Origin of the sequence: Acinetobacter sp. AOR34_HL (genome assembly GCF_027854795.1) — a bacterium.
In the GTDB taxonomy this organism is placed as follows: domain Bacteria; phylum Pseudomonadota; class Gammaproteobacteria; order Pseudomonadales; family Moraxellaceae; genus Acinetobacter; species Acinetobacter junii.
Genome location: NZ_JAKTID010000060.1, coordinates 1 through 12476 on the forward strand (window position 1 = coordinate 1; position 12476 = coordinate 12476).

Consider the following 12476-nt stretch of genomic DNA (forward strand, 5'->3'; position numbering starts at 1 on the left):
CATGGTACGAGGCATAGCGAATAGTAAAATTAGGTTTGGCGATTTGATTTTACTACTTCGCTATTTTTTTAAGCTAAAAGTGTCAACACACCCTAGTCAACTTTTGTTCATAAGCTACTTGTGTTGTTTTTCTGGCCGTTGTGAAATTAATTTTACCATTAACAATATCTTTTGCGGTTACTTTCCATGGTCCTGTATCTGAATCAGGCATAGGATTAGTAAAACCGTAAGTAATAAATTCCAAATAATCTTCTAGCAACAATATATTCTTAAACACAAAACTACCCTTCTAAATCTCTCATAATCGCCCAATAGCCACGAGTCCCACCCACACGCTCAAGCCAGCCTGCATCTTTTAAATTATTCAGATGCTTTTTCACTGCTGACTCATTAATACCAAGCTGTTCTGCCATAGCACGATAAGAAACTTTCGGGTTTTGCTGAATTAAAACTAAAATCTCTTTTTGCCGATCAGTCAGCATATCCTCTTGAATTGAGCCACCGATTGAGCCACTGATTGAGCCACCTAATTGCTCAATCGAAGGACGATAAAACTCCCAATCGACAAAATCACCTTGTGCTTTCAGTTGAGGTTCGGCATTACCTGCCTGCAAACATAGATCTTTAATACGAGCAATCCCACTACCCCACTGCTCGATATAACCCAGCTCTTTAAATACCCGCGCCAAGACACGATTACGGATCTCGGAACGACCTTGCGCTAAATCCTCTTCAGTCAGACCATTGGGCAAGCCACCCGGGGATACAATATTCAGGATGTCATCATAAATGCCAACCTTAATATCACGCCCTGCATTGCTATAATCACGGTGCAGCACTGCATTCACCAAGGCTTCACGAATGGCTGGGATTGGAATTTCAAAATTTTCTGTACGCTGCAAACCTAAAATTTCTGCCCGTAGATGCAGATGATTCTTGATGAATTGCTCTGTTTGCTTTAACTGACTAAATAAGTCGCCACGGTATTCTTTTTTATCCAAAAACACTGTCATGGTCGTGCCTTTAAAGCGGCTGCATTTGATTTCAACCTGCTCATAAAGCCCCAACAAAATGAGTAACCCATGGCTAGGATAATCCTGTCCATTCTGCTGAATGATCAATTTAAGATTCCGCATCTTTTGCAAAGACAGCTCTTTACCCAGATCAGCAAAGGCTTGCTTTAAAGGCTGTAAATCGATGTCATCCAAACTGTATTGTGGATTCGGTTGCTCATCAAAAGTCTGGTTCAGACGTTGCAATTCAAGTTGCTGGATATACTCAGGCGATGCCACACGATTACTTGCACCCAAACGGATATAGGTTCCCTGTGCCTTGCCTTGCGGCTTGAGATAATAAGGCAATAACGAACCACGGCTGACTTCAATCACCAATAACTCAATGCCTTGGATATTCTCGATATAAATGTAAGGTAGAATATTGGGCGCACACAGCTCATTGATCATTGAAGTGATCTGATCTTGCAACTCAAAAATATCATCTTGAATACCTACGAGTTGGCGATCATCACTTACACCCACTACCAATTTACCACCACTGGTATTGGCAAAAGCAATCAGGGTCTTTGCGACCTGTTGCCCTTTCGGTAACTGCTCTTTAAATTCAAGGGTTTGACTTTCACCCTTCTGAATTTCTTGCAATAAAGGATGATCAGAACTCATAACCCAAGCCCTTTAGATTCTTTTTAATCTCGCTTTCCAAGACAGCACTTTCAGCAAATTGTTCTTTGAGCTGAGCAGTCAAACGCAGCATTTTCTCAGCGAATGGCTCGCCATCATCTTCCTGCTCGACTGCACCCACATAACGTCCTGGAGTCAATACATAGTCGTGCTTTTGTATATCTTTTAACTCAGCAGAGAAGCAGAAACCTTTCTCATCTTGATACGCTTCGCCTTCAAAATTTTCGCCTTGTTGCCAAGCATGTAAAGCATTGGTGATTTTAGCAATATCTGCATCGGTAAAGTCACGCAGTACGCGATCTCTCATATAGCCCAAATTACGGGCATCGATGAACAGAGTCTTGCCTTCACGGTTAGCTTTCTTTTTATCTAAAGACAATCCGTTCTTTTTGTCCTTGGTTAAAAACCAGATACAGGCCGGAATTTGCGTGTTGGTAAACAGTTGTCCCGGTAATGCGACAATACATTCCACCAGATCGGCTTCGATCAAGTTTTTACGGATCTCACCTTCATTATTGGTATTGGAACTCATCGAACCATTGGCAAGCAACAATGCCATACTGCCTGTAGGTGACAGATGGTGCAGCATGTGCTGCATCCAAGCAAAGTTGGCATTACCTTGTGGTGGAGTGCCATATTTCCAGCGCACATCACTTTCTAGAGAAGCATGCCACCAATCCTTGATATTAAAAGGCGGATTGGCCATTACAAAGTCGGCACGCAAGTCTGGATGCTGATCCTCTAAAAAGCTGTCAGCATTCTTTTTACCAAAATTAAAATCAATCCCGCGAATCGCCATGTTCATGGCTGCCAGTTTCCATGTGGTCGGGTTACTTTCCTGCACATAGATAGAAATATGCTTTTTTTGCTCTGATGCTTTGTAATGCTTTTCTTGTGCATGTTGTTCAATGAACTTTTCACTGGATACAAAGAATCCGCCTGAACCCATCGCTGGGTCATACACGCGGCCTTTATAAGGTTGTAGCATTTCAACAATTAAGGTGACAATGCTTTTAGGCGTATAGTACTGTCCACCCTGCTTGCCTTCAGCCAAGGCAAACTGTCCTAAAAAATATTCATAAACATGCCCGAGGATATCTTTACTGTGCAGACTGAGTTGCTCACCGTTATATTCTAGATTAGTAAAACTGGTGTCAGAAAAAGTATTGATCAGATCAAGTAACTTGTCATTGTCCAGCTGGTATTGTCCAATACGATTCAGAATGCCCTTAAGCTTTGGATTGGCTTTTTCAATTTCATCAAAGGCATTGTCAATCAGCCAGGATACAGAGCGTAGTTTGACATCTTGCCCTTGTTCATCCTGCCAAATGATAGAGCCAATCGCTTGTGCTGCTGCATTACGGATACTTAACCAACGTGCTGCTTTTGGCACCCAAAATACGTTTTTTTCTTGGTAGTAATCCAGTATTTCTAGTTCATCAGCAATAGCCTGTTGGTATTCTTCTTCGCTGTCGTACTGATCACGCGGCATGTAATAGATGTTGTGATCGTCTTTTTGTGCAAACAATTCTTTGAGTTCAGATTGCCGTTCATCAAAAGCATCTGATACGTACTTTAAGAAAATCAGTCCTAAAACAATATGCTTGTAGTTAGCGGCATCCAGGCTGCTGCGTAATTTATCGGCGGCTTTCCAAAGCTTGTCATCTAAGTCATTTAGAAATTTTTGTTCCAATGAATGCATTTTATTTCCTCAATCCAAGATCAACCGCTTTGGTTTTATACTTAATGTTAAACAATGTTTCTAAGTTAGCATATCTATGACTTATTAAAAGTCATACACTTAACAAAAAAATTAGGAATTAATTCAGGCTTGTCATTTTAACGAGATAACCATAGCGAATATAGTCCTTTAACAACTGCTACGTCTTATAATGTCGTAAAAAAAAGAGCAACCTAGAAAGTTGGGTGGTGTTTCAAAAAGTATGTTGAAAAAAACAATATGGCTTTTGATAAAATAGAGGTATGAAAATAACGCTACAAATCAAATGTCCTACCTGTCTAAGTAACAATATAAAGAGAAATGGCATTAAAGTAGATGGGAAAGGCTTTGTTGCATAAATATGTAAGCATCTGATTTAAATAGATTTAATTTTGGATCAAAAAATAATCAAAACTTTTAAAATCATATAGTTATGAAATCTTTGTGCAACAAAGCCGTTTCATTAATAAAATGATTGCAATAAAATATTTATACGCAACACCAGATGAATTGAAAAATCGCTTTAAAAATTTATTCATAAGCTTACAGAAGAACAAATCCTAATTAAAGAATATTTTTATACAATCATATATGTATGAAATTACTTGGTATTTCATGTTTTCTATAAATTTGCGAAGTAGAAAAGAGTGAAATTTTAGTTCAGTTGTGGGATGCAAATAAAGTTTCATCCTAACCCTAAAAACAGAGAGAAACGTCGCGCGCTCTCCCATTCATAAAAAATCACCTTTATATCAGTATGTTGTGATCACTTTCACCCAAGACTGGATCGTTTTGCCTTTCATGGGAGAATGATTAAGGGCGCTAAAGTATCATCCTAATTTTCGCCCAGGCTCGAAAAATACGGTAAATGGTGAAAATAAAAATTCATCCTTTTCCGATGTTGCCCGTTCCAACACGTAAGTAGTCAGTCAGAAAAAACACATAGATCCAATCCCTAGCGAGCATTGAGCTCTCTCATTCGTGCCAACTGCTCCAACCCTTGGACGCCCTAAATGCTTACCCAAAAAATCAACACCTTCTTTTAAAAACACAATCAAAAATGACTCCCTTATATCCATTTAACCTAAACAGTCTCCCCCCACTGCACTAGCTAGGGCTCGTAGTTCGGCGCAAGGCTGAAGTCGCTTGACTGCTTCGCTGTGCAGATCCATGACCCACTTTCCATCAAACTCCCGGTTGTAGTTCCACAAGCATCTCGCGAGTCTTGCCGGCCCGCTCCACTAACAAGACCACAACATCCCCAACGTTCTTGTCGTCTAGCCGGGCCTGTAATGTGGTGACGTCGTCGACGGCGATACCGTCGATGCTGATAACGCGATCGCCGGGCACGATGCCGCCTGCGGTGACCTCGACGCCGACGAGCCCGGCCCTGTGCGCCACCGAGCCCGGCGTCACGCGCAATACGAATACGCCCTTACTACCGGTCAGCGCCTGCAGACGCGCGTTGAGCTGCTCATCCACCTCGATGCCCAGCGCCGGACGGATGTACTTGCCGGTCTTTATGAGTTGCGGCACCACGCGCATGACGGTATCCACCGGCACAGAGAAACCGATGCCAGCGGACGCGCCCGAAGGGCTGTAGATGGCGGTGTTGATGCCGATCAGCCGCCCGGCCGAATCGAGCAGTGGGCCGCCGGAGTTGCCGGGGTTGATAGCGGCGTCGGTCTGGATCAGGTGATCGATGGCAGGCCCGCCCCCTTCGCCGTCGAGGGTGCGGTCGAGCGCCGAGACGATGCCGGTGGTGAGCGTCCAGTCCAATCCGAAGGGATTGCCGATAGCGAACACTTTCTGCCCGACCTTGAGGTCGGCACTGGTGCCCACCGGCACAGCGGGCGGGCGCTTGAAGCCGACGCCGATCTTGAGCACGGCGATGTCGTGCTCGGGGCTGGCGCCCACCAGCGCAGCCTGATAATCGCGACCGTCGGCCAGTTTGACCGTGGCAGACGATGCCCCCTGGATGACGTGGAAGTTGGTCACCACGTGGCCGGCATCGTCCCAGATGAAGCCGGAGCCGGTGCCGCGCGGCACGGAAAAGACATTGCGCGACCAGACGTCACGCACCAGTTGCGCCGTGGTGATGTAAACCACCGACCCGCGCGATTTCTCGAACAGTTGGATGGTGGTCTGCTCGTCTGCCGCCAGATCACCACGCGGTGTCACCGTGCGCTCGGCCGCTTCGCGCGGACTGAACCAGGCTTCGATGGCAGGCAAGAACTGCCACAGCAGCATGAGTGCGGCGATGCAGCCAGTGATGACGAGCCAGCGCCGGGTGAATCGGTCCGGCGCCGGGCGGCTGTTGAGGTCGGGGTAGGTCATGCCATTCTCCTTGTTGAAATCAGCGCCAGACACCGCTGGCGCGCCAACGCGGTGGGCGTGGCGCCAAGGGGATGTCCGGCAGAAATGGGCCGGAATGAAGCGGTTGCGGTGCCATCGAATCAGCCAATTCCCGCAAGCGTTGGATGAGCAGGGTGAACCCCGCGGCCGCCAGCGCCAGCCACAGAGCGCTGTCACCCAACAGCAGGCTGCCGGCGACGGCGGCAATCCCGAGCAGGGTCAGCACCAACAGCGCGGTTTGCAGGCGATTGAGCCAGCGATGCCGCGCGCCGGCAGCCTGCGCGTGGCGCCGATCACGATGGCTCATTTGGGCTTTCCCCGGCGGCCCGGTCATCGCGCTCGCGCAGCAGCCAGTAAGTCGCCCCGAGGGCCAGAATCGCGCCTGCGAGCGCCGCGATCTTGGCGGGGCTGGTCTCCGGGTCGAGGATCACGAACTTGCGCGCCAGGGCGATCAGCCCGATCAGGATCACCGTCTTGACCTGGATGATACTATCGCGGCGCAAGGCCACCCGCACGATGGAATGCTTGAACTCCATGGCGATGAGCAGCGTCATGATCATGCCGAACACGGTCTGGAAGACCTTGTGATCGAGCGGATTGAACGCATCGATGACCAGCAGGCTGAAGACGATCGAGATCAGCTGCAGCAGCGAGACCACGATGATCACGGCAATGATTGCGGACAGCGCGAGCGCGATCACCTGTTCGAAGCGCTCGTAGAACGTCATCACTGCCCATTGGGCACGAAATGTTTTGATCGGGTCCGGTTGCTTTTCCTTCATCGCCATTCCTCTCAATTCTGAAATACTTGTGCGCCCACAACTTGGTTGCACCCTTGTCTTTTTGCCTGGTAGAGCGCGCTGTCCGCCTGCTGCATCACCCGCTCGGAAGAGTTTAATCAGACGTCAAGGGGGGCCACCCCCATGCTGGCGCTATAGCTGATCGACACCTCTCCACACACCACCGCTGTCGTCGCAACGTCCTGACGAAATCGCTCCGCCCATACTTGGGCGTCTTCTATCGATGCCGCTTCCAACAACATAGCGAATTCCCCCCCCAATCTGGGCAGCCATGTCGGTTGCGCGAATGTGTTCCCTCAACCGTGCAGCAAAGTGCTTGAGCACCTCATCGCCGCACCCGTGTCCATATAGTAAGCACGCAAAAAAACCAATACAATACCGATATGAGTTATCCAATACATTTTAGAAAGAAAATATTAGCCAAGCTTGAAGAAGGCCAATCTATTCGAGCGGTTGCTCAGCACTTCGAAATTGATAAAAATACCATTGTTGAATGGAAGAAACGTGTAGAGATTAAAAAAACTCGTGTACGTAAACCTTCTAAAATTAACGATGATGCTTTACGTGAAGATGTTGAAAAGGATCCTGATGCTTATCAATATGAACGTGCTGCACGTTTTAATTGTGGTGTTTCATCTATTGGTGCTGCATTAAAGCGCTTAAATATTACAGTGGCTTTGTTGCACAAAGGTTTGAAAGATTGAGCTACCCTAGAAGATCCAAATTTAAGATACAACTTGGGTATGAGGGCGACCTAATTCCGTAAATCTGTTAAGGACTGCTACACGTGCATGAATTTCATTGACTTGGCTTTGAAAGTTTCTTGCACTGAGTTTATCGCCTAATAACTTAATGCAATGCATCTTGGTTTCAACCAAACTGCGACGGTGATAGCCCGACCATTTTTTCCATAGTGTCCTGCTAAAACGTTTAACTGTTCGAAGTAATTCATTTCGCTCGAGCGAGCTACTCTTTGTATCTTTCCATGGTTTCGCATTTTTTCTTGGCGGAATCACTGCATGCGCTTGCCTATCTGCAATCACCTGACGGCATTGCTTGGTGTCAAACGGTTGATGCCGAACAGCCCATACAGCAGCGAACCGCCCAGCGGCAACAGCGCGATCAGCAGCACCCACAGCGTGGCCGATCGAGGGTCACGCTTGAAGATGACCGCGTGTCCCGCTGTGGGGATAGTGACCGCCAGCGGCACGAGGGTGGCTGCCCATGTCAGCCCGTTGGGGTCGGACACGACAGCCCCCATCGCTCAAGATTCGCCGCCCGCTGACTTCTTCTTGCGCGCAGGCTTGCTCGCGTCGCTCGGCGGCGTCTCGGCCGCCTTCGCGGCATCGGGCTTCTCAGGCTCGGCCGGCTTCGCGGGTGGCTCCTGGCGCTCGAAGACCACCCGTTCGGCCTTGTCGTCCCAGCGGACGTTGGCGTGATCGCCCTTGCCAATGCCGCCGCCGAGCATCTCGCGCGCCAGTGCCGTTTCCAGTTCGCTGCGGATCAGGCGCTTGAGTTCACGCGCACCGAACTCGGGCTTGTAGCCTTCCTCCGCGAAGTGGTCGGTCAGGGTCTGGTCGAAGGTCAGCGTCACGCCCTGGCTGGCGGCGTTGCGGGCCACACGATCGAGCTGCAGACCGACGATATGGCGGATCTCCTCCTTGCCCAGCGCATGGAAGACGATGATCTCGTCGATGCGGTTGATGAACTCGGGGCGGAAGTGTCCGCGCAGCACGTCCATCACCTCGGACTTGGTCTTCTCGTATTCCTCGCCGGCGGCGCCACGGGCCTTCAGCCGACGCTGGATGATGTCCGAGCCCAAGTTCGAGGTGGCGATGATGATGGTATTGGTGAAATCCACCACCCGGCCCTTGCCGTCGGTGAGGCGGCCGTCATCGAACACCTGCAGCAGGATGTTGTAGACGTCGGGGTGTGCCTTCTCGATCTCGTCCAGCAGCACCACACTGTAGGGCTTGCGCCGCACCTTCTCGGTGAGCTGACCGCCTTCGTCGTAACCGACATAGCCCGGAGGCGCGCCCACCAGGCGTGCCACGGTATGGCGTTCCCCGTACTCGGACATGTCGATGCGCAGCAGCGCACCTTCATCGCCATAGATGGACTCGGCCAGCGCCTTGGCGAGCTCGGTCTTGCCCACGCCGGTCGGCCCGAGGAACAGAAAAGTCGCCACCGGCTTGCCGCCTTCGCGCAGGCCCGCGCGCGACAACCGCACGGCATCGGCCACCGCGCGCACCGCTTCGTCCTGGCCCACCAGGCGCTCGTGCAGCCGCTGCTCCAGATGCAGCAGCTTCTCGCGTTCTTCCACCGTCAGCTCGTTGACCGGAATGCCGGTCAGGCGCGAGACGATCTGCGCGACATGCTCGGCCTTGACCTCGGCGCTGCCCGAGGCGCGCTCGCGCTCCCAATCCTCGACGAGCTTCTTGAGTTCGGCCTCCTTGGCCTCGATGCGCTTGCCCAGCTCGGCGGCCTTGTCGTACTGCTTGCGCGAGGCCACATAGTCCTGCTCACGCCGCAACTGATGCAGTTCGGCCTCCAGCTCTTGCACGGCCACCGGGCGCGCCGTGGCCGACAGCTTCACGCGTGCGGCTGCCTGGTCGAGCAGGTCGATGGCCTTGTCGGGCAAAAAGCGCGCGATGATGTAACGGTCGGACAACTCGGCGGCGGCGATGATCGCATCCTCGGTGATGCTGACCTTGTGGTGCGCCTCGAAGGTGTCGCGCAGGCCGCGCAGGATCATCATGGTCTGCGCTACCGTCGGCTCGGGCACCATCACCGGCTGGAAGCGACGCTCCAGTGCGGCATCCTTTTCGATGTACTTCTGATACTCGTTGAGCGTGGTGGCGCCGATCAGGTTCAGTTCGCCGCGCGCCATCATCGGCTTGAACACGTTGGCCACGTCCAGCCCGCCTTCGCCGCCACCCTGGCCGGCACCGACGATGGTGTGCACCTCGTCGATGAAGAGAATCATCTCGCCCTGGTGCTCGGTCACTTCCTTGAGCACCTTCTGCACGCGCTCCTCGAACTCGCCGCGGTACTTGGCGCCGGCCACCATGGCGTTGATGTTGAGTTCGACCAGACGCTTGTCACGCAGCGTTTCGGGCACTTCGCCGGCGACCATGCGCTGCGCCAGCCCCTCGACGATGGCGGTCTTGCCCACGCCCGGCTCGCCGATCAGCACCGGGTTGTTCTTCTTGCGCCGGGCCAGCACCTCGATGGTGGTCTCGATCTCCTGCGCACGGCCGATCACCGGGTCGAGCTTGCCGTCACGCGCCATTTTGGTCAGGTCACGTGAGTACTTGTCGAGTTCCGGCGTGTTGGTCGGCGTCTCGGCGCGGCCATCCTCGGCGCCCTTGCCGACCACCTTGCTGACCTGTTGGCGCAGCGCCTGCGGCGTCAGGCCGTAGCGGCGCAGCAGGTTGGCGGCCAGCCCGTCGCCTTCCTCGGCCAGACCGATCAGGAAGTGCTCCGGACCGACATAGGAGTGGCTGAGTTCGTTGGAGGCGACGAAAGCACGGCTGAGCGCGTCCTTGACCCGGGGCGACACGCCGATCTCGCCTTCGAACGGCTTGTCGCCACGCTTGGCTTCGGATTCGATCTGCCGCTTGAGGTCATCGACCTTGATCTTGAACTGCCCTAAGATGGTATTGACCACTTCGCTGTCGGTCAGCGCCAGCAGCAGGTGTTCGGTATCGACTTCGGGCCGGCCGAACTCGGCAGCATGTTTGGCGGCTTCCTGCAACAGGGCCTCAGACTGTTCGCTGATACGGCTGGCCAGCCCACTGCCGCGGCGGCGCGCCGTGCCCGCCGTTGCGGGAGCGGATTCACCGAAAGACGCATCGACCACTTCGTCGGCATCAGCCGCCACGGACGGTGCATCGTCACCGATGCGGAAGAAGTCGCTGCCGAGGAAGTCTTCGAACAAACCGCTGCGCGAGCCAAACAGAGCCTCCAGCGGCGAGACGGTGCGCTTTTGCTGGCGCACCAGTTGACGGTAATGGTCGTCACACAACAGCATGGTGCTGTGACGACCGTTGAGATTGGCTTCCACCCGCACGGTGCCGGGTTGGCCGCAGACTTGGCATTGTTTTCTGTCCATGATGATGCTCCTGTAAAGATTGATCTGACGAGGCACCGCTGATCACGGTACCTCATCTCTTTTTGGTTTTTGAGAAAAACGCGCTGCCCCGCGTCAGCCGTTGATCGGGATCGAGCGCCCCTGCTTGGGCGTACTGGCCTCGCGCTTTTCCATCGTGATCGTGAGCACGCCGTTCTTGAAAGCAGCCTTGATCGTGTCCTGGTTGGCATCGGCCGGCAGGTTCAGAGCGCGCTGAAAGCTGCCGTAGGAGCGCTCCACCCGGTGGAAACCGCCGTCTTTCGTTTCCTGCTCCTGACGCTTTTCACCGCGCACCAGCAGCACGTCGTTGTCGAGCGTGATCTGGATGTCTTTTTCCTCGACGCCGGGTACTTCCAGGGCGATCTTGTACTGCTTGTCGGTCTCCTGGATGTCCAGCGCCGGCTTCAGCATACCCGGCCAGTCCGACGGCCAGCGTGGCATGACCAGCGTCGGGAAACCGAAGCCTCGAAACGCGTCGTCGAACAGGCGGTCGATCTCGCGATGCAATTGCAGGATAGGACTGACGGGCCCACCCGCCACCTGCAGGTCATTGCGCTGCACCGGCAGCGAGGCAGTGCTCTGTTGTTCTTCCTGCTCCTTTTTGAACCAGTTCCAGGGAGCCAATTTCTTGAAATCAATGTCCATGTCACACCTCCAGAAGAAAAATTGAAGACTCTCGCTCACTCCGTTTGCCTGCGGCGAAGGACAGCGCGGCGAGCCGATAAAGCGTCCGCTTGCCGACTTTCAAGTACGCTGCCAATTCATCGAGCGTGAAAATCACCTGTAGGTGCGCTTTCATTTCGCCCTCTCCAATCGCGTCGCTTTGCGGTTCCGGCTAAGGAAATCATTGCAAGACTTTGCTAGATATTGCGCTTACCAGAAAAAATATCAAGAGTCAATAGATTTCCATCATAAATCAACAAACGTACAATTTATTTGATCTTAAATTAATCAGCAAAATTATTTAATTCAAGGGATAATTCTTGGATGAAATTCAAAGATATTCAAAAATTGGTGGTGTTTCAAAAAGTATGCTGGCGTTAAACAAATCCGTTATTAAGGTAAAAGAAAGTCAAATCAAAGGCTTTAAAATGATTTTCGAGCTTTTTAGAAAAGTTGCAACTTCTCCTAAATCCACGCCTGATTCGATGACGAATTCTACAGTTGTTACCTTCAATACCGACGGTAAAAAACTTACCGATCACTTGCTTGCAACATTGAAATGCTGTGATAAAACTATCCCAGGGATCACTCGCAATTCGAGCATATTGAACCCCAAGCTTTTTAAGTCTAGCTTTAAGACGTTGAACCGTTGCTAAATCCCGCTTACCCCAAACATAAGCAACAATTTCTCCAGATTCTCGATGGTAGGCATAAATAAGCCATTGTTTATTTTTCTTATTCCCTACAAAAGTCCAGAGTTCATCGACTTCAAGACATTCGTAGTTGCTTTGTTTAGGCTGAATCTGATAGATCGATTCACTTAAGGTTCGTAATACCTTGCCAATGCTGATACGCTCGACTTCAGCAATATCTCTTACACCGTTTCCTCTGACCATTAAATGTAATATCTTGCCGGTAATACCTGAGTTACACCCTTGATAGCTTAATGCATGATCACCAATAAACTGACGTTTGCAATCTTTGCATTGATGGTTTTGTTTCCCATCTACTTTGATGCCATTTCTCTTTATATTGTTACTTAGACAGGTAGGACATTTGATTTGTAGCGTTATTTTCATACCTCTATTTTATCAAAAGCCATATTGTTT

The 12476-nt window shown here is 51.2% G+C and carries 13 protein-coding genes and 2 pseudogenes; 2 read left to right on the forward strand and 13 right to left on the reverse strand.

Features of this window, described 5'->3' with window-relative positions; genetic code table 11:
• Window positions 1–82 precede the first annotated feature (82 nt).
• From MKL32_RS10625 to MKL32_RS10635, 3 genes are read right to left on the reverse strand one after another with little or no spacing between them, the layout of a single operon-like run.
• Window positions 83–277 (reverse strand): hypothetical protein, encoded by a 195-nt coding sequence (locus tag MKL32_RS10625; protein ID WP_204379346.1) that lies wholly within the window; start codon window positions 275–277, stop codon window positions 83–85.
• Between the two features lie 4 nt (window positions 278–281).
• Window positions 282–1679, reverse strand: coding sequence for an AlbA family DNA-binding domain-containing protein (locus tag MKL32_RS10630; RefSeq protein WP_204379347.1), 1398 nt, complete (start codon window positions 1677–1679; stop codon window positions 282–284).
• Window positions 1669–3399 carry a class I SAM-dependent DNA methyltransferase gene (locus tag MKL32_RS10635; RefSeq protein ID WP_204379348.1) on the reverse strand — a complete coding sequence of 577 codons (1731 nt, stop codon included), beginning with the start codon at window positions 3397–3399 and terminating at the stop codon, window positions 1669–1671. Before MKL32_RS10635 ends, MKL32_RS10630 begins: the two co-directional genes overlap by 11 nt.
• Before the next feature lie 281 nt (window positions 3400–3680).
• On the opposite strand from MKL32_RS10635, the pseudogene MKL32_RS10640 reads away from it, so the two are divergent.
• Window positions 3681–3761, forward strand: a pseudogene (locus MKL32_RS10640) (IS1 family transposase); the annotation flags it as partial.
• Between the two features lie 841 nt (window positions 3762–4602).
• On the opposite strand, the gene MKL32_RS10645 reads toward MKL32_RS10640, so the two are convergent.
• The 4 genes from MKL32_RS10645 to MKL32_RS16220 all read right to left on the reverse strand — a co-directional run bounded on the left by MKL32_RS10645 (window position 4603) and on the right by MKL32_RS16220 (window position 6968).
• Window positions 4603–5754: a S1C family serine protease gene (locus MKL32_RS10645; RefSeq protein ID WP_204379349.1), complete on the reverse strand. Its 1152-nt coding sequence runs from the start codon at window positions 5752–5754 to the stop codon at window positions 4603–4605.
• 19 nt (window positions 5755–5773) lie between these two features.
• On the reverse strand, window positions 5774–6079 hold the full coding sequence (locus tag MKL32_RS10650; protein WP_204379350.1) for a hypothetical protein: 306 nt from the start codon (window positions 6077–6079) through the stop codon (window positions 5774–5776).
• Window positions 6066–6554, reverse strand: coding sequence for a phosphate-starvation-inducible PsiE family protein (locus tag MKL32_RS10655; RefSeq protein ID WP_004733151.1), 489 nt, complete (start codon window positions 6552–6554; stop codon window positions 6066–6068). The genes MKL32_RS10650 and MKL32_RS10655 overlap by 14 nt, the downstream gene beginning before the upstream one ends.
• Before the next feature lie 150 nt (window positions 6555–6704).
• Window positions 6705–6968, reverse strand: a complete 264-nt coding sequence (locus MKL32_RS16220; protein WP_227557981.1) for a diguanylate cyclase domain-containing protein — start codon at window positions 6966–6968, stop codon at window positions 6705–6707.
• Here MKL32_RS16220 and MKL32_RS10660 point away from each other — a divergent pair.
• Window positions 6956–7276, forward strand: coding sequence for an IS630 transposase-related protein (locus MKL32_RS10660; protein WP_270900527.1), 321 nt, complete (start codon window positions 6956–6958; stop codon window positions 7274–7276). The genes MKL32_RS16220 and MKL32_RS10660 overlap by 13 nt on opposite strands.
• A 21-nt stretch (window positions 7277–7297) precedes the next feature.
• On the opposite strand, the pseudogene MKL32_RS10665 reads toward MKL32_RS10660, so the two are convergent.
• From MKL32_RS10665 to MKL32_RS10690, 6 genes and pseudogenes are all read right to left on the reverse strand, one after another.
• A pseudogene (locus MKL32_RS10665) lies at window positions 7298–7639 on the reverse strand (transposase); the annotation flags it as partial.
• The gene (locus MKL32_RS10670; protein ID WP_228715707.1) at window positions 7612–7833 is read right to left on the reverse strand and encodes a PLDc N-terminal domain-containing protein; all 222 of its coding nucleotides are present in this window, start codon (window positions 7831–7833) and stop codon (window positions 7612–7614) included. The gene MKL32_RS10670 and the pseudogene MKL32_RS10665, both read right to left, overlap by 28 nt.
• A 3-nt stretch (window positions 7834–7836) precedes the next feature.
• A complete protein-coding gene (clpK, locus tag MKL32_RS10675; protein WP_270900528.1) occupies window positions 7837–10686 on the reverse strand; it encodes a heat shock survival AAA family ATPase ClpK in 2850 nt (949 codons plus the stop codon).
• A 93-nt stretch (window positions 10687–10779) separates the two neighbouring features.
• Entirely contained in the window at window positions 10780–11349 is a 570-nt protein-coding gene (locus MKL32_RS10680; protein WP_270900529.1) for an Hsp20/alpha crystallin family protein, read from the reverse strand.
• A 1-nt stretch (window position 11350) separates the two neighbouring features.
• On the reverse strand, window positions 11351–11503 hold the full coding sequence (locus tag MKL32_RS16225) for a hypothetical protein (RefSeq protein WP_442866714.1): 153 nt from the start codon (window positions 11501–11503) through the stop codon (window positions 11351–11353).
• A gap of 241 nt (window positions 11504–11744) precedes the next feature.
• Complete coding sequence (locus MKL32_RS10690) at window positions 11745–12446, reverse strand: IS1 family transposase (protein WP_262579462.1); 702 nt, start codon at window positions 12444–12446, stop codon at window positions 11745–11747.
• Window positions 12447–12476: the final 30 nt, after the last annotated feature.